At 59.7% G+C, this 22625-nt stretch carries 26 protein-coding genes; 18 read left to right on the top strand and 8 right to left on the bottom strand.

Annotated features, from left to right (window positions below):
* Nucleotides 1-159: 159 nt before the first annotated feature.
* A complete protein-coding gene (locus V5N47_RS01395; RefSeq protein ID WP_338729060.1) occupies nt 160-2241 on the bottom strand; it encodes a hypothetical protein in 2082 nt (693 codons plus the stop codon).
* 94 nt (nt 2242-2335) lie between these two features.
* Here V5N47_RS01395 and glyA point away from each other — a divergent pair, with 94 nt between their 5' ends.
* The 7 genes from glyA (at nt 2336) to V5N47_RS01360 (ending at nt 9655) form a co-directional block, all read left to right on the top strand.
* On the top strand, nt 2336-3583 hold the full coding sequence (glyA, locus tag V5N47_RS01390; protein WP_338729058.1) for a serine hydroxymethyltransferase: 1248 nt from the start codon (nt 2336-2338) through the stop codon (nt 3581-3583).
* Nucleotides 3584-3647: 64 nt separating this feature from the next.
* Complete coding sequence (locus tag V5N47_RS01385) at nt 3648-3965, top strand: hypothetical protein (protein WP_338729056.1); 318 nt, start codon at nt 3648-3650, stop codon at nt 3963-3965.
* Between the two features lie 39 nt (nt 3966-4004).
* Nucleotides 4005-4556 carry a hypothetical protein gene (locus V5N47_RS01380; protein ID WP_338729055.1) on the top strand — a complete coding sequence of 184 codons (552 nt, stop codon included), beginning with the start codon at nt 4005-4007 and terminating at the stop codon, nt 4554-4556.
* Nucleotides 4557-4627: 71 nt separating this feature from the next.
* Complete coding sequence (locus V5N47_RS01375; protein WP_338729054.1) at nt 4628-7351, top strand: PAS domain-containing protein; 2724 nt, start codon at nt 4628-4630, stop codon at nt 7349-7351.
* Between the two features lie 2 nt (nt 7352-7353).
* Nucleotides 7354-7974, top strand: a complete 621-nt coding sequence (locus V5N47_RS01370; protein ID WP_338729053.1) for a response regulator — start codon at nt 7354-7356, stop codon at nt 7972-7974.
* Nucleotides 7975-8017: 43 nt separating this feature from the next.
* Nucleotides 8018-8668: a hypothetical protein gene (locus V5N47_RS01365; RefSeq protein ID WP_338729052.1), complete on the top strand. Its 651-nt coding sequence runs from the start codon at nt 8018-8020 to the stop codon at nt 8666-8668.
* Nucleotides 8669-8761: 93 nt separating this feature from the next.
* A complete protein-coding gene (locus tag V5N47_RS01360) occupies nt 8762-9655 on the top strand; it encodes a bifunctional methylenetetrahydrofolate dehydrogenase/methenyltetrahydrofolate cyclohydrolase (RefSeq protein ID WP_338729051.1) in 894 nt (297 codons plus the stop codon).
* Between the two features lie 6 nt (nt 9656-9661).
* Here the strand turns inward: V5N47_RS01360 and V5N47_RS01355 are convergent, their stop codons facing one another.
* The 5 genes from V5N47_RS01355 to V5N47_RS01335 form a co-directional block, all read right to left on the bottom strand.
* A complete protein-coding gene (locus tag V5N47_RS01355) occupies nt 9662-10372 on the bottom strand; it encodes a TFIIB-type zinc ribbon-containing protein (RefSeq protein ID WP_338729050.1) in 711 nt (236 codons plus the stop codon).
* A 44-nt stretch (nt 10373-10416) separates the two neighbouring features.
* Nucleotides 10417-10593, bottom strand: coding sequence for a multidrug transporter (locus V5N47_RS01350; RefSeq protein ID WP_338729048.1), 177 nt, complete (start codon nt 10591-10593; stop codon nt 10417-10419).
* Between the two features lie 42 nt (nt 10594-10635).
* On the bottom strand, nt 10636-11649 hold the full coding sequence (locus tag V5N47_RS01345) for a zinc-binding dehydrogenase (protein ID WP_338729045.1): 1014 nt from the start codon (nt 11647-11649) through the stop codon (nt 10636-10638).
* 72 nt (nt 11650-11721) lie between these two features.
* Nucleotides 11722-12105 carry a DsrE family protein gene (locus V5N47_RS01340; RefSeq protein WP_338729043.1) on the bottom strand — a complete coding sequence of 128 codons (384 nt, stop codon included), beginning with the start codon at nt 12103-12105 and terminating at the stop codon, nt 11722-11724.
* A gap of 2 nt (nt 12106-12107) precedes the next feature.
* A complete protein-coding gene (locus V5N47_RS01335) occupies nt 12108-12365 on the bottom strand; it encodes a sulfurtransferase TusA family protein (RefSeq protein ID WP_338729041.1) in 258 nt (85 codons plus the stop codon).
* A 220-nt stretch (nt 12366-12585) separates the two neighbouring features.
* On the opposite strand from V5N47_RS01335, the gene V5N47_RS01330 reads away from it, so the two are divergent.
* The 8 genes from V5N47_RS01330 to V5N47_RS01295 all read left to right on the top strand — a co-directional run bounded on the left by V5N47_RS01330 (nt 12586) and on the right by V5N47_RS01295 (nt 17704).
* Nucleotides 12586-13776 carry an MBL fold metallo-hydrolase gene (locus tag V5N47_RS01330; protein WP_338729038.1) on the top strand — a complete coding sequence of 397 codons (1191 nt, stop codon included), beginning with the start codon at nt 12586-12588 and terminating at the stop codon, nt 13774-13776.
* 3 nt (nt 13777-13779) lie between these two features.
* Complete coding sequence (locus V5N47_RS01325; protein ID WP_338729036.1) at nt 13780-14274, top strand: YeeE/YedE family protein; 495 nt, start codon at nt 13780-13782, stop codon at nt 14272-14274.
* Nucleotides 14275-14297: 23 nt separating this feature from the next.
* Nucleotides 14298-14720, top strand: a complete 423-nt coding sequence (locus tag V5N47_RS01320; protein ID WP_338730318.1) for a DUF6691 family protein — start codon at nt 14298-14300, stop codon at nt 14718-14720.
* A gap of 131 nt (nt 14721-14851) precedes the next feature.
* Nucleotides 14852-15001 (top strand): hypothetical protein, encoded by a 150-nt coding sequence (locus tag V5N47_RS01315; protein WP_338729034.1) that lies wholly within the window; start codon nt 14852-14854, stop codon nt 14999-15001.
* Between the two features lie 2 nt (nt 15002-15003).
* On the top strand, nt 15004-15996 hold the full coding sequence (locus V5N47_RS01310; protein WP_338729032.1) for a sulfite exporter TauE/SafE family protein: 993 nt from the start codon (nt 15004-15006) through the stop codon (nt 15994-15996).
* Nucleotides 15997-16065: 69 nt separating this feature from the next.
* On the top strand, nt 16066-16551 hold the full coding sequence (locus V5N47_RS01305; RefSeq protein WP_338729030.1) for a hypothetical protein: 486 nt from the start codon (nt 16066-16068) through the stop codon (nt 16549-16551).
* Nucleotides 16552-16589: 38 nt separating this feature from the next.
* A complete protein-coding gene (locus V5N47_RS01300; RefSeq protein WP_338729028.1) occupies nt 16590-17519 on the top strand; it encodes a DUF1028 domain-containing protein in 930 nt (309 codons plus the stop codon).
* A 38-nt stretch (nt 17520-17557) separates the two neighbouring features.
* Nucleotides 17558-17704 carry a hypothetical protein gene (locus tag V5N47_RS01295; RefSeq protein WP_338729026.1) on the top strand — a complete coding sequence of 49 codons (147 nt, stop codon included), beginning with the start codon at nt 17558-17560 and terminating at the stop codon, nt 17702-17704.
* A 156-nt stretch (nt 17705-17860) separates the two neighbouring features.
* On the opposite strand, the gene V5N47_RS01290 is transcribed toward V5N47_RS01295, so the two are convergent.
* Nucleotides 17861-18142, bottom strand: coding sequence for an amphi-Trp domain-containing protein (locus V5N47_RS01290; protein ID WP_338729024.1), 282 nt, complete (start codon nt 18140-18142; stop codon nt 17861-17863).
* 247 nt (nt 18143-18389) lie between these two features.
* On the opposite strand from V5N47_RS01290, the gene V5N47_RS01285 reads away from it, so the two are divergent.
* Nucleotides 18390-18662: a helix-turn-helix transcriptional regulator gene (locus V5N47_RS01285; RefSeq protein WP_338730317.1), complete on the top strand. Its 273-nt coding sequence runs from the start codon at nt 18390-18392 to the stop codon at nt 18660-18662.
* Nucleotides 18663-18701: 39 nt separating this feature from the next.
* Here V5N47_RS01285 and V5N47_RS01280 read toward each other — a convergent pair whose 3' ends face one another.
* Nucleotides 18702-19862 (bottom strand): AI-2E family transporter, encoded by a 1161-nt coding sequence (locus V5N47_RS01280; protein ID WP_338729022.1) that lies wholly within the window; start codon nt 19860-19862, stop codon nt 18702-18704.
* 134 nt (nt 19863-19996) lie between these two features.
* On the opposite strand from V5N47_RS01280, the gene V5N47_RS01275 reads away from it, so the two are divergent.
* Together V5N47_RS01275 and V5N47_RS01270 are read left to right on the top strand one after the other, a co-directional pair.
* The gene (locus V5N47_RS01275; RefSeq protein ID WP_338730316.1) at nt 19997-21226 is read left to right on the top strand and encodes a DUF4010 domain-containing protein; all 1230 of its coding nucleotides are present in this window, start codon (nt 19997-19999) and stop codon (nt 21224-21226) included.
* A 52-nt stretch (nt 21227-21278) separates the two neighbouring features.
* The gene (locus V5N47_RS01270) at nt 21279-22619 is read left to right on the top strand and encodes an aminotransferase class III-fold pyridoxal phosphate-dependent enzyme (protein WP_338729021.1); all 1341 of its coding nucleotides are present in this window, start codon (nt 21279-21281) and stop codon (nt 22617-22619) included.
* Nucleotides 22620-22625: the final 6 nt, after the last annotated feature.

Below are 22625 nucleotides of genomic sequence, written 5' to 3'. Positions count from 1 at the left end.
TATAAAAGACCCTATTAGTATTTAATTTTACCGTTACTTTTACATTGAAATCAGCAAATCTACATTAACTACTTTTGAGAGAAGGTGCAATAGTTGCGCAAGAACGGCTTAGTTCAACGATATTCTCTGTTGTTCTGAACTATTATCGAAAATTCTCACTTACAATTTTTCTATGAGGTCGGTCGTCCACGTGAAATCGCCGTCGAAGATGACGGGGAGGTCGTGCGAATCGAGAAACACCCGGAGTTCGGCTTTCGACAGTGAATACGTCGGCTTCGACCCGTAAAGGTTTGTGTCCGTGTCGTCGCGCGGGTTTGGGTAGGTCGCGCCGTTCGCCCACGCGGCATGTGCCTCGTAGGTCAGATCGAACCGGTCGCCGCGCTTTTCTATCCACGCGACTGCAGGCGTCCCCTCGTCTGCCGGTGTAAGCGCGTAGGTTCCGTCGCCGACGACGGCGTAGTCTTTGCCCATCATGATTCTGCGCCGCGCGAGCTGCATCGCCCGCTCGAAATCGTAGCCGTTGATGAGTAACCGCGCAAACGCCGTGCCGACGATTGCGGCTTGGTCGTTTAACACCTTCGTGAGCGTTACCGCACCCACCACGCTTCCCTTTTCTACGAGCGAAACGCCTTCGTGATACGACCCACAGGCGTTGAGGAAGAACGTCCGCGCCTGTATCTCGCCGATATCTGCAATCGAGAGGTTGCCGTCTGGACAGCGAAGCCCATCTACGTCACAGTGGCCGATGTAGTGGACGAAATCAGTCGGCGATTCGAACACCGCCGCGAGGTCCTTGCACTTGAGCGATTTGTGGACGGTGAGGTCGATTGGCACATCTACAGCACGGTTGCGATATATCGCGGCCACTTCTTCGTGTTCTGCGTCCATCTCGTCGTCGTTCAAGACGACATTGACGGTGAGCTGGTCGCCGTCTTTGTGTCCGTATTTGAGGCGGTTTTCGTAGGCCGCGTGGGTGAGTTTGAACACGTCGATGGGCGTCCCAGACGCGAGCCAGCCGTGGAGATAGCCAGCTTGGAGCCGTGGCATCAGCACGTCCACCGACGCGGCCTGTGGCCCTGCTCGGTAGAAGTCGTCGAGCGAGCGACGAATCAGCTCTTTGCCGTCGAACGCAGACGCCTCTGGCAGGTAGACCAGACTCATGCTGTCGAGCAAGAACGGGAACGACCGGACGTGCGTGGGGTCTGCGTCAACGTAGGTGGCGAGATACCACTCCGGCAGGTGTGGCGAAATTTCATCGTGGGGAATCGTCAGCGTGGCAGCGAGGCGTGTCGCCAGTGACGCCTCCATGAGCGATTCAGGTGAGAGCCCCCACGCTGTGAGCAGCGAGTCGCCGGATGAAGAAGTTCTGTGTCCATCGTCCCGCAGAAGGCAATCGACGAAGAAGACGCGACGCAGGAGGCTTGCCACTTCGTGCTGGAACGCTGGAAGCGAGTTGAACGCGTGGGCTACGTCCGCGTCGGGTGCGAGGAGTACTGGTGCTGCCCGATTCTCAACCGTAACGCGCGCTCCAAGATAGTACGCGAGCGGCGCGGCGACGTACAGATATTCAGTATCGGGCGGGAGTTTCAACTCGATTCCAGTCTGTGGGGTGCGCGATTGGATGGCGACCGGCACGTCGATTTGCGACCCAATCTCGACCAGTGGCGGGTGGTGTCGCCACGCAGGATGCGACCGCTCGGGGCCGGTGGTCGGCATCCCCGCAGCGAGGTGCGTGAGCGCGGTTGCAATTCCTTCGGGCGTGGGGGTGACAGTGATGGTGTTTTCCGAAATCGTGTGTTTGTGTGGGACGCCCACGGTGACCGCCGTCTGCTGGTCGAAGTCGATGCAGAGGTCGCTACCGAGCGGGCGAATCCTTGCCGGTCCGTCGAACGCAATCGTCGTTTCAAACCCAGCCTCCGACGTGCGCGCGACTTGTTTCGCCCCGCTCCCATCGGTAAGCAGTGCCTTGCGCGACGTTTGCAGGCCAACCGTGAGGTAGTGGGTATCAGCGGTGAGCGACCGGCTGGAAGAAAGTGAAAGTGGCGTGCCGTCCGCAGTGACGAGCCGTCCGGTTGGTGCCGGGAGTTGGAGGCGAGAAGCAGTCCCGGCTGTCACGGCGTTTATGTGCCGTGGAAGCGTGTGGCTCACCGCTGTTGGATGCCAGTCAGGAGCGGTGAATGAAAACGACGTGGAACCGTTGCTGAGACGCACACCGGACGCAGTCAGGTCCCAGCGCAACATTGACCGGTTAGTTCACCCTCTAGGAGTATAGGTGTGTTGGCCTTGCGTACACAGAGGTACACTTATTGAGCGAGGCGATTCAGCTTTTCATACGATGGATTACGACCAGGTTCGCGAAGTTGACCCGGAGGTCGCAAACGCACTCGAAAACGAGGTCGAGCGCCAACGTTCAACGCTCGAAATGATTGCCTCTGAGAACCACGTTTCAGAGGCAGTGCTCGAAGCACAGGGGAGTGCGCTCACGAACAAGTACGCAGAGGGCTATCCCGGCGCGCGTTATTACGCTGGCTGTGAGTACGCAGACGTCGTCGAACAGCTCGCAATCGACCGCGCGAAAGAACTCTGGGGCGCAGAACACGTGAACGTCCAGCCACACAGCGGGACGCAGGCGAACATGGGCGTCTACATCGCCATGCTCGAACCCGGCGACAAGATTCTCTCTCTCGAACTCTCACACGGCGGCCACCTGAGTCACGGTCACCCAGCGAACTTCACGGGCAAACTCTACGAGGTAGAGCAGTACGAAGTCGATGCAGAGACCGGCTACCTCGACTACGACGGCATCATGGAGAAAGCAAAGGCGTTCGACCCGGATATCATCGTCTCTGGCTACTCCGCCTACCCACGCGTCGTCGAATGGGACAAGATTCAGGAAGCCGCAGACGCGGCAGACGCCTACCACCTCGCCGACATCGCCCACATCACGGGTCTCGTCGCCGCGGGCGAACACCCGTCGCCGGTCGGCATCGCAGACTTCGTCACCGGTTCGACGCACAAGACCATCCGCGCGGGTCGCGGTGGCATCATCATGACGAGCGAAGAACACGCGAAGGCCATCGACTCGGCCGTGTTCCCCGGCACCCAAGGCGGCCCACTCATGCACAACATCGCAGGCAAGGCCGTTGGCTTCAAAGAAGCCCTCCAGCCGGAGTTCACCGAGTACGCCGCCCAGACCGTGAAAAACGCAAAGGTGCTCGGCGAGACGCTCAAAGACCACGGCCTTTCGATCGTGTCGGGCGGCACGGACAACCACCTCCTGCTCATCGACCTTCGCCCATCGCACCCGGACACGACCGGTGGCGACGCAGAGGAAGCGCTCGAAGAAGTCGGTATCATCCTCAACAAAAACACCGTGCCGGGCGAGACGCGCTCGCCGTTCAACCCGAGTGGCATCCGCGCCGGGACGCCGCTGCTCACGACGCGCGGCTTTGACGAGGACGCCACTCGCAAGGTGGGCGACATCATCGCTAAAGTCGTTGACAACTACGACGACGACGAAGTGAAAGCAGAGGCCGCAGGCGAAGTCGCAGACCTCTGCGCTGAGTTCCCGCTTTACGAATAATCCGAAACTCTCCGTTTTCAGACTGTTCACGCAGGCTTATCGACTCGACGCTCGTAGTTTCTCTATGGCCGTGGGGAGACTTGGCGACCGACAGATTCGAATGGGAAACATCGTCGGACTCAGCCTGATTACAGAACTCCTGTTCGTCGAAGTGATTTTCATGTTCATGTTCCTGCTCGTGCGGAATCCGGACGGGCTGAGTACCCTCGCGAACAGCGAAGGTGTCGGTGTCGGTGACGTACTCGGCCTGTTCTCAGAACCCGTCTTGGCCGTAGGATTCGCGCTCTTTCTCGTCGCCGTCGTCATCGGCCAGCGCATCGTCCGTGAGTTCGCACGCGCCTACGACCTCGACTTTCTCCGCCGTCGCCCCGGTGACTACTAAGCCGTCACGGTAACGTCTCGGGCAAACGTAGACACACGCATGAGTCACGCTGCTTTCTCTCTCTCACGCCGCCGACTCCTCGCACTCGTGTCTGGAACCGTGTTCTTCGCCGGGTGTACGAGCGGCGGGACGGACGCGGACACCGCTCCGTCGACAGCGACGAGCGCGACGAGCGCTGAACCAACTACGACTGACACCTCGGAGTCCGAAATGACGACACAAACAGACCTCGACTTGCGCGAAGCGAACGTGATGGCCGTCGCGTTCGAGAAGACTGGAGACACGACGTATCGATTTGACGTGACACTGCTCCACGACGATGATGGTGAGGACGGGTACGCAAACTGGTGGCAGGTCGAAACCCTTGCTGGAGAACAGTTAGGTCGTCGTGAACTCCTCCACGCGCACGGAACACAGGAGTTCACTCGCTCAGGAACCATCGAAATCCCCGAAGGCGTGGCGCGCGTCGTCGTCCGTGGACACGACCAGACCCACGGCTACGGCGGGCAGGCGATGAGTATTACGCTCGAAACTGGAGAGACTGAAGCCGTCAGACAGGGGTCAGAGAAGCAGTCGTTCGACGAATATTGAGCCTGTGAGTTACATGCTCGCATTTTCCCCGCTGGTTTTATAAGAAAACAAGACAGTATAGATATACTTCTATGTCTCCACCGTCACTTTCAGCAGCAACCTTACTTGAACAGATGAGCGATGCCTACTTCGAATTAGACCAGGAGTGGCGCATCACCTACTGGAATGAGGCGATGGAGAAGCGAACGGGCTACGACCGCGAGACGGTTGTCGGAGAAGTCATCTGGGAGCGGTTTCCCGAGTTCAAAGAGACGATTTTCGAGGAATATTACCGACGAGTGTTCGAGACCGGAGAGCCAGCGTTTTTCGAAACCAAAGTGAGTTCGTACGCATACAAAGTCGAGGTTCGCGTGTACCCGACGGAAAACGGAATCGCCGTCTATTCGGTGGAGACGACGCGAAAGAAAGAACAAGAGCGTCGCCTGAGCGCGGTGTTCGACGCTTCGCACGAACTCATGTGCGTCCTCAGACCGGACGGGACGCTCATCGAAGCGAACCAAGTATTCGAAGACCTGCTTGAAGTAGAGCGCGACACGGCAATTGGACACGTTCTCGACGCTGAGCTCCTTCATGCAATCACTCCGAAGTCACAAAAACGGCTCACGACTGCGCTCAAACAGGCTCGAACCGGCGAACTCATCGAACTCGAAGTGTCGCTCATGGCCACTGGCGAACGGAAGACGTACGACGTTTCGATGAAGCCGTATTTCGGTGACGAAGGCGACGTGGTCTACATCATCGTCGAAGGCCACGACGTGACGGATAAGAACGCGCAAGAAGCCGCACTCCGTCACTCAGCAGACCTCTTCGAGCGCGTCCAGCGAATGGCGTCGATTGGTGCGTGGGAAATCGACATGGAAACGCGAGAGATGACGTGGACGGACGAGCTAAAGCGCATCCACGAACTGCCACTGGACTATGAACCAACCCTCGAAGAGGCCATTTCGTTCATCCACGAGGATGACCAAGCCCGGATTCGAGCGGCGGTCGAACGCGCCTTCGAAAACGGCGAAAATTGGGATATTGTCCTCCGTGTGGTCACCCAGAACAACTCGCTCAAATGGATTCGGTTGCGCGGAGAGGTTCAAAAGAGCGAACAGGGAAGACAGGTCATCCGCGGGACGTTCCAAGACATCACGGCGAGCCAGGAAGCGAGAGACAAACTGAAAGAGAGCGAAGCAGCGATGCGAGAGCTCACCCACATTAGTGCCGATTCGTCGCTCCCGTTCGAGGAGAAACTCGACCAGTTGCTCGAGCTGGGCTGTGAGTGGTTCGGCCTCGATATTGGAATCCTGTCGAACATAGAGGGCGATGACTACACCGTCGTCGGCGCGGTTACCCCAGACGGGTCTATCACGCCGGGAACGACGTTCGACCTTGCCGATACCTTCTGTAACGAAACGATTGCGTCGGATGAGGTCATCTCGTACGAGCAAGCATCGACCGCCAGAGAACAGTGCCACCCAGCCTACGAAGCATTCGGTCTCGAATCGTACATCGGCACGAGTGTTGTCGTGGACAACGAGCCGTTCGGCACGGTAAACTTTTCGAGCGCCGAACCGCGTGAGCGACCGTTCACGAAAAGCGAAGAGACGTTCGTCCAGTTGCTCGCTGAGTGGATTGGGTACGAACTCAGAGGAGAGCTGAACAGAGACCGGCTCGAATCCAGCCGTGAACGGCTCCGGACGATTATCGATACGGTGCCACACGCCATCTTCGTGAAGACGTACGACGGCGAGTATCTCCTCGCAAACGAGGCGGCGAGTGCGCTGTTCGGACTCAGCCCAGAGGAACTCGTTGGCAAGAGCGATGAAGATATCCTCGACGCTGAAATCGTTGCTCGCGTCGCAGAGATAGACCAACACGTCATCGACACCGGAACCGAGATACTCATCGAGGGTGAATCGGTCACGCTCGCAGATGGCTCTGAAGGCATCTTCAAGACGCGAAAGCTCCCGATAACGATGCCGAACACCGAAGAGCCGTGTTTGCTCGGCGTCGCCGTCGATATCACGCCGCTCAAACAGGCGGAAAAAGAGCTCCGTGAAGCCAACGCGTCGCTCACCGAGTACAAAGAAGAACTTGAGATTCGCTTCGCCCAACTCGAATTTTTCGACAGTCTCCTGCGCCACGACGTGCTCAACGGCATGACGGTCATCCGAGGCAGCGCGGAGTTCTTGCTCGATGACTTAGAAGACGAACAGAACCGGTTCGATGCAGAGACCATCCTCGAGTGGGCCGACGACATCGTTGACCTCGTAGACCGGGTGCGAACCATGCTCGCGGTGCTCAGCGGCGAAGAAGAGCCGGCGTTAGAACCGGTCGATGTCGAGTCCGTTCTCGAAGCCGAAGTTGGCCGCATCAAATCGACGTACCCGCAGGCGACGCTCACCGTCGAGAGCACTCCGGTGTACGCGCTCGCAGACGATATGCTCCAGGAGATAATTGGTAACATCCTCACGAACGCTATCAGACACGGACAGGTCGACACACCGAGCATTGAAGTGTCTGTCAAAGAAACAACTAATGGCGTTCGCATCGAGGTCACGGATAACGGCATCGGCGTCCCCGATGACAAAAAAGAGGTCATCTTCAGACGCGGCGAAACCTCCCACGTGAAGACATCAGGCTCTGGATTTGGGCTGTTCTTCTGTGAGACGATGATATCGGCGTACGATGGCCGCATCTGGGTCGAAGATGCAGAACCCCACGGTGCGAAGTTCGTCATTGAACTCCCACAACCGTCCGTCGTCGCTGACAGCCACCTGCCACGCTCACAACCATCCACGCAATAAAAATGAAACCCGAAACCAACGAACAGGAAACCAGTCACCCAACGGTCCTCATCGTCGAGGACGAACCCGCCGTTGCAACCATGTACCAGCGCTTCTTACAGCGCGACTACGAGGTGCGCATCGCGAGCAATGGCGCACAAGCGCTCGACACTCTCTCGCCCGACATCGACATCGTCCTCTTAGACCGAATGATGCCAGACATGTCGGGTGATGCGGTACTCGAACAAATCAGAGCGCGCGCCCTCGACTGTCGCGTGGTCATGGTGAGCGCCGTTGAACCGGATTTCGACATCATCAATATGGGCTTTGACGCATACGTCCAGAAGCCACCAACGCGCGACCAGCTCAAAGAAGTCGTCGCAGAAATGCTGTCGCTTTCTGCGTACGAAGACGACTTGCAAGCGTACTTCAGTGCGCTCAAAAAACAGCGGTTATTGACCGACCGGTTCGATGCAAGTGCACTCGAAGAAAACGAGGAATACGTACAGTTATCATCGACGATAGACCGCTTACACGAACGCATCCACGGCGATACTGACCGTTTTGCGGACGATTTCGGATTCGTGAGCGCAATCGACGACATCGCCGCACCAAAACAAGCGTCATCACACGATGGACGCTGAGCCACCATCGAAAAGCAGCCAACTGAGCAACTAACACTACTCTATGTATCCTATCACGAACCTCTGCGATGACGGAGACGTCCACCGGGTTGAAAACGGGACAAACATCCTCATTTCTGGGCCACCACACACCGGGGCTGATGAACTGTACCTTTCGCTCATGGCCGAAGGCGTAACCGAAGGCGAGGGGGTCATCTTCATCACGACGGACAAGAGCGCGAAGAAGGTCCTCTCTGCGCTCAGTTCGGTGACCGGCGACGAATCGCTCTCCAACGTCGTTATCATCGACGCTCGCTCTGGATATTCCTCTCCGATGGAACACGATGCCACCGTCTACAACGTCGGGTCACCGACCGACTTGACGGGGATTGGGATTCGCATTACCACCGCGATGCAGTATCTCCATCAGCGAGGCTTCAGGCAGATTCGCCTCGGCCTGAACAGCATCTCCACGCTCGCGCAATTCCATACCGCGAACACGGTGTTCAAATTCCTCCACGTGCTGTGTGGCCGGGTTGACGCCACCGCTGCGCTCGGCATTGGCTTCCTCAATCGAGCGCCGACGGACGAGGACTCGATCGACCTCGTCTCTGCCGCGTACGATGTGCACGCTGAGTTCAGGGAGCGAGACGACGTAACCGAGAGCCGAGTCATTGGACTCGAACCGGAGCTCAGAGCGTGGTCTGAAGCCTAACTTATACACGCATTTGCTCATTTTCATCGTTTGAATCGCGTATATGGGCACAAATCCGAGCATTAATGTGGGTCGCCGTCCGCGGTTTCGGTAATGACGACTATCATCGACGGGAACGCCGTCGCCGCGGAGATTCGAGACAACCTCGCCGCGAGTATCGAGACGCTCGCAGACGCGGACGTGACTCCCGGCCTCGCAACCGTTTTGATGAGCGACGACGGCGCGAGTGAGACGTACGTGTCGATGAAACAGCGCGCCTGTGAGGAAGTCGGCATCAACGGCATCCACATCGAACTCGACCCCGAAGCCCCAGCCGAGGAGCTCTATGCGACCATCGACGACCTGAACGCAGACCCCGACGTTCACGGAATCCTCGTCCAGCTGCCAGTGCCAGACCACGTCGACAAACGCGAGGTCATCCGCCGCATCGACCCTGCAAAGGACGTAGACGGCTTCCACCCCGAGAACGTTGGCCGCCTCGTCGCTGGTGACCCGTTGTTCAAGCCATGCACGCCCCACGGCGTTCAGAAACTGCTCGAAGCCACGGACGTGGACACGGAAGGTAAAGACGTTGTCATCGTTGGCCGCTCCGACATCGTGGGCAAGCCGCTTGCGAACCTGCTCATCCAGAAAACCGCTGGCGGGAACGCGACGGTGACGGTCTGTCACTCGCGAACGAAAGACCTCGCCGCGAAGACGAAACAAGCCGACATCGTCATCGCCGCAGTTGGTGTCCCCGAACTCATCGACGGCTCAATGCTCACAGACGGCGTCACCGTCATCGACGTGGGCGTCAACCGCGTCGATGCCGACACGGAAAAGGGCTACAAACTCGTCGGTGACGTGGAGTTCGAGAGCGCAAAGGAGAAAGCCGCCGCCATCACGCCCGTCCCCGGTGGCGTTGGCCCGATGACGATTGCGATGTTGCTCTACAACACGGTCAAAAGCGCGAGTCTCGACGCCGACGTTGCAGTCGACCTGCCGTAAACCCCCTCATTCTATCGACGCAAGGCGGTTTTGGGCCGTTGCAAGCGCCGATTCGTCGCCGTCGCGCAGATACGTGCCGAGTTCCTGTGCGATACCGACGAGCCGTTCTGCGTTTTCTGGCGCAATATCGCCTTCGAGGGCACGCACCCGTTTTACGTGTTCTGTGAGCGACGCAAGCACCTGCCTCGCCAGCTGGTCTGGATGGTCGTTTAGGTAGGTGTCGAGGTCACGGCGGTAGGCCATCACGGCTTCGGCGTAGGCGAGGCCGCGGGCGTCTGCGAGCGAACCGGGGACTTCGCTTGGGTCTGGACGCGCTCCCGTGTCCGCGCCGCGTAGCAGCGAGACGAAGTAGAACTCCTCGTCGTCGGTGAGGTTTAGCGCCCGTCCGACCACGTCTGCGACGTGGCGGAGTTCGACGGCGGCGAGGTAGGTCGGAGAAAGCGCGATGAGGTCACCGCCGTTGATGAAGCCGTGGCGGTGGACGTACCGCCGACAGACGTCTTTCGCGGTTCGGGCGGCCGCCCGAAGGTCGTCGCGAGAGGCAAGGTCACGTGCCTCCGTGAGGTCGAGGGAATCGGGCGTTGCGGTATGTTGTTTCGCCCCGGAGATGCCGACGCTTTCGAGGCTGCCACACGACGGGCATTCGACGCCGCCGGTTTCGTAGTACGACCACTGGGTGCCACAGCGCTTGCACTCGCGCTCGCCACGGATTTTCATTAGTGATTGTTGGGTGCCACGGCTCAAAACTCCGGTGGAAAATGTTACAGCCGACGGCGAAGCGTCACGAGAATCGCGAGCAGCGCCGCGCCGACGCCGAGGGTCGTCGCAATCGGGTCACCGCCCGTGTCGAACCGCCAGCCGTAGATAAGAAAGCCAACGAGTCCGACGACGAACGCGAGCAGGCCGACGACGCGAAGGGCGGAGTTTTTAGGACCCATAGTCGCTGGTTCTCGATTCGCGGCCTAAACAGTTCTGGCGTATCAGTTCGTGACGACGATTTTCCCGACCGCATCGCGCTCTTGCATCGACGCGAACGCAGCACCCGTTTCTTCGAGTGGGTAGGTTTCGTCAATCTCTGGAACGAGGTCGCCGGCGGCGACGAGCGAGAGGAGGCGCTCTAAGTCGCCGTGGGTTCCCATCGTACTCCCGATGACGCGCTTGTGGCCGAGAAAGAGGTCAGGGATGTTGATTTCAGAGCTGTCGCCTGCCGTCCGGCCGCAGATGACCATCCGGCCACCGCGTCGGAGCAGGCCAAGGCCGAGTTTCGTGTACGGGCCGCCGAGGTGGTTGATGACGGCGTCCGGGGTTCCAATCGCCGCGACCGCTTCGCGGAGTTCGTCAGGGTCGGTGCCCTGAATCGCGTGGTCGAGGCCGAGGGCGTCGAGTTGGGCGAGTTTCTCTGCGGACGACGACGTTCCGACCGTGACCGCGCCGAAAATCGAGGCCAGTTGGACGGTTGCGACACCGACGCCACCCGTTGCGCCGGGGACGAACACGAGGTCGCCGGGGCCGACCTCTGCGCGCTTGAGCATGCGGAAGGCGGTCATGTACGCCGTTGGAATCGCCGCGGCCGTGGTGGTATCTACGTTCTCGGGGAGTTGGATGAGGCGGTCTGCAGTCACGAGCGCTTGCTCTGCGAGCCCACCGTGGTAGAGCGAGTAGGACTCACAGAGGTTCTCCGGGCCTTCTCGACAGAAGTGGCAGGTGCCACACGTTTCGTTCGGACAGAGCACGACGCGGTCACCGGGGGAGACGCTAGTGACGCCAACGCCAACCTCGCGGACGACGCCCGCTACGTCGAGGCCGCTTACGAACGGGAGGTCGTCGGTGGCGACCATCGCGGAATCGCCTTCGAGAATCCACAAGTCGTGGCGGTTGATGGCGCACGCTTCGACGTCGATGACGGCTTGGCTCGGTCCGGGTTCGGGAGTCGGTTGCTCGACGATGCCAACGCCTTCAGGGCCGATGAGTTCGGTGAATGCTGCGACGCGCATGCACAGAGCATGTGCAGGCTGTGCCTTAGCAATACGGGAACAGTCAATCGAGTCGGGGAAAAATGAGTGTGGTTAGAAACTGAACACCTGGTCTGCGTCGTCCATCACTTCGAGGAACGTCGCAGCGCCTGCAAATTGGGTGGTGACCGCTTCGTCGATTGCGTCCCGGTCCCACTGGAGCATGTCGAGGGTGGTCGTACACGCGACGGTCGTTGCGAGGTCGCCGCCTTGGTCGACGAACATTCCGAGCATGTCGTAGGGGTTCGGCATGCCTTGGTCGAGGAGGGGCTGAATCTCGGAGACGTCCTTGTCGCCTTCCAGCAGGTGGGTCAGGCCGTCGAACGTGAAGTAGACCATAACCTCCGTTTCGGTCGTGAGGGCGGTGTGGCCGAGGTTCATTGCCATTGCGAGATTCTTCGGGCTGTCGTCGGAAACGATGATGCCAATTTTGTCCATTGTTATTCGGTTTTGCGGATGTAGTGTTTGTAGACGGTCTGTTCTGCCGAGTCGTCTTCGTGCTGGGTGACCAGCTCGACGCCGGGTGCGCCATTCGCCCAGCCTTTGATGTCGCTCATCGAACCGGGATCAGTGGCGAGCACTTCGAGGATGGCTCTTTCCGCTAAGTCGTCGCTCGCCTGTTTCGTCTGCATCACGGGCATCGGGCAGTTCATGCCGCGTGCGTCGAGGGTCTCTGCTACGTCTACGTTCTGGTTCATGGAGTATCACCGAACATTTGTCTTGCTGTATCTGTGCAATATTGTGGCGATTGTGAAAAGTATGTCGGTGTCGGCCAAGTAGCCAATACCACAATAAAAGACTATTGTGGGTCAATTATCCAGTCAAACACCCCCACATCATTGCCAAACGGTTTTGCGAGAATTATGAACAACTGTCCAAACACTTTTGAGGATGCACCTGATAGGGTCGGCTACACAGATGGCAAACAACGCGTTCCCAACAACGGCGGCGGACATCGCGGCCGTCCGCCCGGAAACCCTGAAAGAGCGTATCGACAAGGGAGAATCCGTATTTCTCCTCGACGTGCGTGCGACCGAGGAGTTCGACCAGTGGCACATCGACGGCAAGTGCGTCGAAACCGAGAACGTGCCCTACTTCGAGTTCCTGATGGACGAAGACGATGACAGTCTGTACGCAGCCCTCCCAGACGACCAGGAAATCATCGTCCTCTGTGCCAAGGGCGGGTCAAGCGAGTACGTCGCCGCCTTGCTCGAAGACCGCGGCTTCGAGGTGTCGCACTTACAGAGCGGGATGAACGGCTGGGCGTCGATCTACGACTACACGGAACTCGACACCGAGACGGATGCGACGATTGCGCAGTACCAGCGGCCGTCGAGTGGCTGTCTCGCCTACCTGGTCGTCTCCGGCGACGAAGCCGCCGTTATCGACCCACTCCGGGCGTTCGCAGACGAATACGTCGCAGACGCCCGCGCGATGGGCGCAGAGCTGAAGTACGCGCTCGACACCCACATCCACGCAGACCACATCTCCGGCGTTCGCACACTGGCCCGCGAGACAGACGCAACCGCCGGGATTCCAGCGGCCGCCGCAGCCCGCGGTGTCGAGTACGACGACACCTACGAGACCGTCGAAGACGGCGACGAACTCACGGTTGGTGACGTGACCATCACCGCCATCCACACGCCCGGCCACACCTCCGGCATGACCGCCTACGCGGTCGGTGACGTGCTGTTCACCGGCGACACACTGTTCACCGAGAGCGTTGCCCGCCCCGACTTAGAGGATGGCGCTGAGGGTGCAGTAGACGCGGCGAAACTGCTCTATGACTCGCTCACCGAACGCATCCTCACCCGCGACTCGGACTCGCTCGTGGCTCCAGCCCACTTCAGCGACGCGGCAACGCCGGCGGGAGACGGAACGTACACCGCCCGACTTGGCGACCTCGAAGCGTCGATGGCAGCGCTCTCGATGGACCGCGACGAGTTCGTTGAGTTCATTCTCTCGGATATGCCGCCCCGCCCGGCCAACTACGAGGACATCATCGCCGCAAACCTCGGCACGGCTGACGTGGACGACGCAGAGGCGTTCGCGCTCGAACTCGGGCCAAATAACTGTGCGGCCAGCCAAGACGCACTCACGAGCAACTAATCCATGTACCCGCTTCAGCTTGCGTTAGACCTGAGCGCGCTGTTCCCGAGAGGCGTCGTACCGTACGCCCTCGGCGGCGTCCTCATCGGTGTCGGCGTCGCAACCATCTACCTCGCCACCGGCATCCACGCTGGAGCGAGTACGTTCCTCGAATCGTCGCTGTCGTACGTCTCCGACTTAGAACCGCTCAACCGGTTTGATTACCGCGAGTCGCGCGACTGGCGCGTCGTGTTCACCCTCGGCATCGTCCTCGGTGCAGGCGTCTACGCGCTCGCCTTTCAGGACGGCATTTGGGTGACCGACGTCCAATGGTGGCGACTCCTCGTTGGGGGCGTCCTCATCGGCATCGGCACCCGCCTCGGGAAGGGCTGTACCTCCGGCCACGGCGTCTGTGGAATTGGCTCGCGGTCGCGCACGTCGCTCACGAACGTCGCCGTCTTTCTGCTGGTGGCCGCCGGAATTGCACACCTCGTGCAAGCAATGGGGGTATCGCCGTGAGCGCTGAGCGCCATCCGCTGTTCATGCCCGTCATCTTCGTTGGCGGGTTGGTTTTCGGATTCGGCCTCGCGCTCAGCCAGATGGCAAAACCGGAAGTCGTCCTCGACTTCCTCCAGTTCGACGACTTCGGCCTCCTGTTCGTGATGGGCGGGGCCGCCGTCGTCTCCGGGCTTGCGGTCATTGTGGGTACGCGTTTCCTGCAAAACGCGCCACTCACCGGTCGCCAGTACACACCGCGGGTCAAGGACTTAGACCGCGACGTGCTTGTCGGCGGCACCGTCTTCGGCGCTGGTTGGGGCCTTTCGGGTATTTGCCCGGGTGCAGGCTACGCGAGTCTTGGCATCGGGAACTATCCCATACTCCTCGCCATTGGCGGAATGTTCGTCGGCGCGTACGTACAGGGCTACTGGAAGGCGATTCGACGCGACGATTCAGCACCGGCGTAGACAAAAAATTTGACAGACAGTATTGTATAATAGTTCCAAAATCGTAATAACATTAAGATGAACACACCGCAACACGACTCTCACACGACTCGACTCACCACACAACCTGCGTCTCGCTCGGGGGGAACCTGATGTTCGGCATCGAAACCCTTCCGGCAACCGCCCAGGCGGCCGCAACCGTCGGCTTCGTCCTGAGCGAGGCGCTGGTGCTGTACGTCGGCTACGGCACCCTCACGAGCCTCGCTGGGCCGACGCTCAGCGAAACCGTCCAGGGTGACTGAGCGTGGCGATTCTCGGCTTGAGCCTTGGCCTCGCCGCGTTGTTCGTCGGCTTTGGCCTCCTCATCGGCATCCTGTTTGGCTTCTTCGGGATGGGCGGGTCGTTCCTCGTCACACCCGCCTTGCTCGTGATGGGCTATCCGGCGAAGGTCGCGGTCGGCAGTGGCCTCGCGTTCGTGTTCGGCACCTCGATTATCGCCGCGCTCAGACACCGTGACCTCGGGCAGGTTGACTACAAACTCGGCGGGATGTTCGTCGTCGGGATGACCGCCGGCATCGAGGTGGGCAAGCGGCTCGTGCTCGTCCTCGAAGCCGCCGGACTCGCCGATACGGTCGTGAGCGTCGCGTACGTCGTCTTGCTCGCCACGGTTGGGCTGTTCGTCCTCAGAGACGCCCGCACTGCCGACAGTACCGAAAGTGACGACGATTCGGCCGTCCTCCGTGCGCTCCGTCGCATCCGGCTGCCGCCGGTCATCAAACTCAAAGGCGGCATCGAAGTTTCCCTGTGGGTTGGCCTGACCATCGCCTTCGCCATTGGCGTCCTCTCCGGATTCCTCGGCGTTGGTGGGGGCTTCCTCCTCATGCCCGCGATGATGTACGGCCTCGGCGTCCCAGCGGCGGTGGCGGTCGGCACGGACGTGTTCCAAATCACCATCTCCGGGGCGTTCGGCGCGTTCCGCTACGCACAGGAGGGCGCGGTTGACCTCCCCGTCGTGACCACGCTCCTCGCCGGGAGCGCCCTCGGTGCGCGCGTCGGGGCGGCCGCGACCGATGTCGTGGACGAAGACGCCATCAAGGGCTACTTCGCTGCGATGTTGCTCGCGGGCGCACTCGCCGTTGCGAGCAAGAAACTCGGTGCGGTGTACGCCATTTCCCTGCTCTCGACGGTGAGCATGGCGCTCATCTTCGGCGCGGCGATTCTCGTGAGCGGCGCAATCCTCTACCGCGCGGCGGTGAACATCCGGCAGGCAAATCGAACCGAGTCGCTCGCCGACTGACGACAGTTCGATCTGCCTGACCGCCACCTTTTATCGTGGCCCGCCGCCTACGACGGCGTACAATGTCGAGTGAGACACTCACCTACGACGGTGCCGAGGATACTCGAAGTCGCCGCGAGGCGGCTGGTCGAGAAATTCTCCGGCGATGAAACTGTTTCTGTGACGAGCACGCCTGAAGGTGCCGTCCTGCGCGTAAACGATGAAACGACCGTTCTTTCGAGAGCGACCGCCACCCGCCTGCGCGACGCGCTCCAAACCGTCCTCACCGAAACCCGAGAGTACGTCTACACGACCGGAACCTACCGCGAAGATGGCTCCTATGTCGTCGCCCGGCGCGGCGCTACGTCGGCGGGCCACAGCAAGGTGTTCGAGAACGTTCGTGAACTGGAACGCCTCTACGATCGCCTCCCAGACGAGTTCACGGCGGACGACCTGAGCCGGTCGGGGCTGACCGGGGGCCGACGCCACATGCTGTTGCGACACTTCGTGGAGCATCCGGCGTTCGACTGCCGACTCGTGCGCCGCCAGCCGCTCACGGCGCGAAAAATCGGCTAGCGCCGAACGCTTTTGCGCCTGCCAGTTGTGGCTCTCGTATGCCACAACCACGACCTGCGACCTTCTCAATCGCTGCGCGCGACCCCGACACGGACGCCGTTGGCGTCGCCGTCCACTCGAAGTTCATCAGCGTCGGCTCCGTCGTCCCATTCGTGAGCGCTGATGCGGGCGCGATTGCGACCCAGAGCTTCGCAAACGTCGCATACGGGCCTGAAGGCTTGGCACTGCTCCGAGAGGGCGAGTCCGCAGAAGCGGTCATCGAGGAGTTGACCGTCGCAGACGATGAGGCCGAATCTCGGCAGGTCGGCGTCATCGGCCAAGACGGCTCCGTGGCGGCCTTTACGGGTGAGGAATGTTTCGACTACGCGGGCGACATGCAAGGTGAGAACTACTCTGTACAAGGTAACATCCTCGTGAGCGAGGAGACGCTAACCGCGATGGCCGACGCCTTCGAGGAGACGGCTGGTGGCCTGCCCGAAAAGCTGCTGGCCGCGCTTCACGCCGGAAACGACGCGGGCGGCGACAAGCGCGGTGAGCAGAGCGCGGCCATGTACATCGCCAAACCAGAGGGTGGCTACGACGGCGGAAACGACCGGTGGGTGGACGTGCGCGTAGACGACCACGAGAGTCCAATTGCCGAACTTGAACGGGTGTTTCGGCGCTACGACATCACGCTCCTTTCGCGGGCCGCCCCCGAGGAAACGCGGGAACTGGCTGGCGAGTCGGCGCAGGAAGTGTCAGAGACGCTCGCCAAACTGGGACTTTACGAAGGGACGGCCGACGAGACATTTGGAGACGCAGAACGAGAGGCACTCGAACAGTTTCGCGGCCTCAACAACTTCGAGAACCACGACCTCGCCGTCATCGAAGACGCCATCGCCCGTGGCTGGGACGCAGCAAGTGGGTCCGGCGAGGAGCGACTCGTGAACGCGCTTTGGCATGGCCTTTCACGACTCGACCGGCTGTAGGGAACAGGTTCTTCTGGCCCGCACGTGTAGCGATTCGTATGCGCTCTGAAGAAGAAATTCGCGCACAGTACGAATTTCTCGCAGAAGAACTCGAAGACGAGGACATGAACCACAAGGGAGTCAAACAGATGTTCACCTATTATAAACGAGCGCTCGGTTGGGTGCTCGAAGAAGAGTACATATAGGCGATTCAGACCGCATTCGGTACTTTTATGTATCATACTGGAATTTATCCAGTTGACGCTTCGATTGGAGGGCCGAAGCGTCAGCGGGGACCAATTCAGGGCGGCAAGCATGCCTGGGGGCCGCTCCCTCAGGCGTTGCTTACCTTTTGATAACCACTACGAAATTGAGAGCGACGAGTCTTCGTCGCTTGCACCCTCATCCCATTCGAGTTCTAACTCCAAGCTGAGTTCACCTTGACTCGCACCTCGTGACGTTTCGCGCTCTGCTTTCACCTCGAAGGTGACCCGTGCGGGTGGGTTCATGCTGACCGACTCGCCACCTGATTCAAGCGTGAATTCACCCCCTGCATCGAGCTTGTCCGCAATCGTGCGTAGGTAGGTCGCAACCTCTGTGCGTGTCTGTGACTGCTCTGATTTGAATAATACTTCTTCTGGCATCGCCCTCTTCTACGAGAGCGGAACGGATAAGTTACGAGGCTCTCGCCACCGAGTTTTTCTCATTACACCGTGGATAACATTCTGTTCGAACTGTCAGTATCAAATTCACACTCTTTCTCCCACGCATCAAGAATCAAATAGTTTCTAGATATGTGGCAAAACACAAGAAGGAGAACCATCTATCCACCACTTTTGCCGCCCGATATGTTTATCCTATTCGGGTTAATATGTCTGAATGAAAGCAAAGATGTACGACCTGACAGGATTCCAGCGAGACCTCCTTTACGTCATCGCTGGGAGCGAAGACCCCCACGGGCTCGCTATCAAAGAAGAACTCGAAGAGTACTACGAAAAAGAAATTCACCACGGGCGGCTCTACCCGAACCTCGACACCCTCGTTGACAAGGGCCTCGTCGAAAAGGGACAGCGCGACCGCCGGACGAACTTCTACACGCTCACCCGTCGTGGCCGCCGCGAAATCGACGCGCGCAACGACTGGGAAGCGCGCTATATCGAATAGCCCGTCTTCTGCTTTCTGCGGTTCTCCCAAAACAGACTGTTACTCAGCCGACTGGCTCTCGCCACCGTCGGTCGTCGCATCCACACTCGCTGCTGGTTCGGGTGGCTCTGTTAAGTACGTCGGGTCAACCGCATACGGTTGGATTTGCGTGCCAGCAATGAGCTCCGGGAGGATAACCCGGGCGAAGTGGACGATGAGCACGAGCAAGATTGGGCCGAGGAAGATGCCGTACCAGCTGAACAATAATGGCCCGAAGATGTAGGCGAACATCACGGCACCCACGTGGAGGTTCCGCCCCGAAACGTAGGGGCGAAGCACGAAGTCGGGGAGTGTGTCCACGATGATGAACGAGACGGCGGCGAACACGATGACGAACCAGAACTGCGGCTCGTCAGAGAGTACTGTGACGACGCCAAGATACGCGGTCACGGGGAAGTAGACGAGTTTCATGCCAACGACCGGGATGAGACTCGCCACCCCCGCGAGCAGGCCAATGAGTGCGGCGTACGGGATGGCGAGGCCGGGTGGACTCATGAAGTCGAGCACCGAGTACGAGAGGACGGCGATAATCGCGGTCAACACGGCGTTCAGGATGTTGCCGAAGAAGATGTTGTGGAAGTCCTCATCGACGTTTTTCAGGTAGGTTTCGAGCACGCCGCGTTCGTCACCGAACCGACTCTGGAACCACCGCGTAATCTTGTGGCCGTCGCGCAGCAAATAGAACGCGAGGGCAATCATGACGAACAGGTGTAAGAGGAGATTGCCGATGAATCCTGCATAGTTGAGCCCCTGATTCAGAATCTCTTGGAGCGTTTCGATGCCGGTGTCCGTTTCGAGATACGAGACGGGATCATCGACGATGGTCGAGACGTTGAGATACGGCTGAACGGCAGACGAGATCGGACCGAGTTCGACCGTGTTCTGGACGGTGTTCAGCTCTTGGAGGGCGATTGCGATGGAGTACGCAAGCAACACCAGCGCGGGCAGGGCAAGGGTAAATAGCGCGACGAACGCGGCGAGCGAGCGCGGATAGATGCGCGTTTTGAGCCGGTCGTAGATAGGCCGGGTCGCGTAGTAGATGAACACGCCAAAGACGAACGTGCCGATAAACGAGTAAAAGACAAACAGGAGGGAAATCCCGAGAACTGCGCCGACAGCCCACCAACCGAGGCGGGAGCGGTCTAAGTCCGTACCAACCATGGCCCTCGGTTTGTGTGCGTAGTGGATAAACGTTCGTGGGGTGGGAAGATGAGAGAGCTATATAGTCATCGGCAGTGAATGTTCCCGAAGTGACTGATTTCGTTGCCCAAATCGCGCTCGCACCACTCGATAGCATGGTGGTTCGCATCGCACTCGCCGGCGCGCTCGGCCTCTTTCTTGGGCTCGAACGCGAGTGGTCGCAGAAATCTGCGGGGATTCGCACGTTTTCGCTCACGAGCCTGCTCGGTGCGGTGTTCACGATTCTTGACACCGACCTCTTGCTCGTGGTGGGTGGCCTCCTCATCATCGTGCAGGGCGTCCTCCTCGCATTTCAGGGGCTCAAAGACGAAGAAAAGGGGCTCTCGCTTACGACTTCGACGTCGATGCTCGTCGCCTACGGCGTTGGCTCGCTGGTCGCAAGCGGCCTCATCATCGAGGGCGTGGCGGTTGCCATGCTCTCGTCGCTGTTGCTCGTGTTGAAACGCGAACTCCACAGTTTCGCATGGGGGCTGTCGCGCGAAGAGGTGCGTTCGACCACCGAGTTCGCCATCCTCGCGTTCGTCATCTTCCCGTTGCTTCCGAGTGAGCCAATTGGCTTTGTCGTAAACGGGATTCGCGTCGCCGCAGAGCCACAGGTCGTCTGGTTGATGGTCGTCACGGTCGCCGGCATCGGCATCGCGAACTACGCCATCGTCAAGAGCTACGGCGGCCGTGGGATTGCCGTCACCGGCTTTTTCGGTGGGCTCGCGTCCTCGACGGCGGTCGTCGGAACGATGATGGACCATGTCCGCCAGCGCCCCGACGCCACCTCGTATGCGGTCGCCGCCATCCTCCTCGCGGACGCGGCGATGGCGCTTCGCAATCTGCTCATCGCAATCGGATTTACGCTTTCGGCTGAGCGCATCTTGGTCGGGGCGGCCGCGCCGCTCGGTGCGGTCATCCTCTGTAGTTTGCTCGTCGCGGCGTACACCGCAGACTGGTCTGAGCAAGTCGAGATGAAACTCGACAACCCCTTCTCGCTCAGAAACGCCCTCGGGTTCGGCGCAATGTTTCTCGTCATCATTATCGCGGGGGGCCTCGCCGAAGCCCAATTCGGCACGATTGGGTTTTACGTGACCGCGATTCTCTCGGGGCTCGTCTCCAGTGCCGGGGTCACCACTTCCACCGTCGTGCTCTACCGAACCGGTGGGCTACCGTACGACACAGCTATCGTTGGCATTCTCATCGCCACGGCATCGAGCATCCTCGTGAAGGCCGCGCTCGTCGCGTTTGGACCAAGCAGGAAGTTCGCGCTTCGCGTTGGGTTTTGGAGTGCCATTTTACTCATTGCCGCGACTGCGATGACTGTGGTCGTCACGTTCTAAATTTCGCCGGTATCGCAACCAAGTTTATCACGGTTAGTAGCGCACTTTATGCATGGACCGAGAGACTGCTCGACCACAGGTCCGCGAGTTGCCCGGGAAACGCGCTCAGAAATGGGTGTCATACCACCAGCAAACCGCGGCGCCGAGCACCTATGTCTACGATTTTGTCTGGGATATCACTGCGGACGCAGAAGGCCCGTTTTGTACCGACGTTGACGGCAACGTGCTCATGGACTTTACGAGCCACGTGGGGGCCGCCCCGCTCGGGTACAACAACCCGAAAATCATGGACAAACTCCGACGATTTGACCTCGTCGACCCGATGAAGATTGCGGGTCAAGACTTCTACGTCGCGGGCGCGGGCACCCCCGACGACCCACAAATCCCCGGCCCGGCCGTCCTGATGGACCGACTGACGGACATCACCGCCCACTACGACATGGACACCGTGTTCCTCTCGAACAGCGGCGCAGAAGCCGTCGAAAACGCGATCAAAATTTGCTACGACAACAGCGGCGGCGCAAAGTACGGGCTGACCTTCCAAGGCGCGTTTCACGGACGCACCCTTGGCGCGCTCTCGCTCAACCGCTCGAAAGAGGTGTACCGTCGCCACTACCCCGAAATCGCAGGGATTCACGACACGCCATTCTGCGCCGAGCGCAGCTGCACACCCGATTCGTGTGACTGTGGCTTTTTCACCGGCGACACCTCCTCGCTGCGAAAGCGTCTGCATCCAAAGAAAGGCCACATCAACCCCGAAGAAGTCGCCTACCTCATCATGGAACCCGTCCAAGGCGAGGGCGGGTACAACATCCCGAGCGAGGCGTTCATGCAGGAAGTCGCAGACATCTGTTCGGAGTACAACATCACGCTCATCGCGGACGAAATCCAGTCCGGCATCGGCCGCACCGGGAAGCTGTGGGCGTCAGACCACTACCCAATCACGCCGGACGTCATCACCTGCGCGAAGGGGCTTCGCGTTGGTGCGACCGTTTCACGGTCGGACATCTTCCCGGCGGAGAAAGGTCGCATTTCCTCGACGTGGGGTGCGGGCGACATCCTCGGCGCGATGCAGGGGACGCTCACGCTCGACGCCATCGAGCAGTACGACCTGCTTTCGAACGCCACCGCACGCGGTGAACAGTTGAAAGAACAATTCGCCGACGCCGCGAACGGCAAGGTCGTAGACGTTCGTGGGCTTGGCTTGATGCTCGCCGTTGAACTCGATTCGCGCGAACGCCGCGATGCGGTAATTAACGAAGCGTTGAAGCGCGGCTTGCTCATCCTCGGCTGTGGCTACAAGACGGTTCGCCTTCTCCCACCGCTCGACGTGACCGAGCGCGAGATGGCGCTCGGTGCGGACCTTCTGCTCGAAGCTATCAACGCAGCTTAACGACGC

This window comes from Haladaptatus sp. DJG-WS-42, from assembly GCF_037198285.1.
Classification (GTDB): domain Archaea; phylum Halobacteriota; class Halobacteria; order Halobacteriales; family Halococcaceae; genus QDMS2.
The sequence above is the reverse complement of the archived record's forward strand: the minus strand, read 5'-3'. Positions and strand labels throughout refer to the sequence as shown.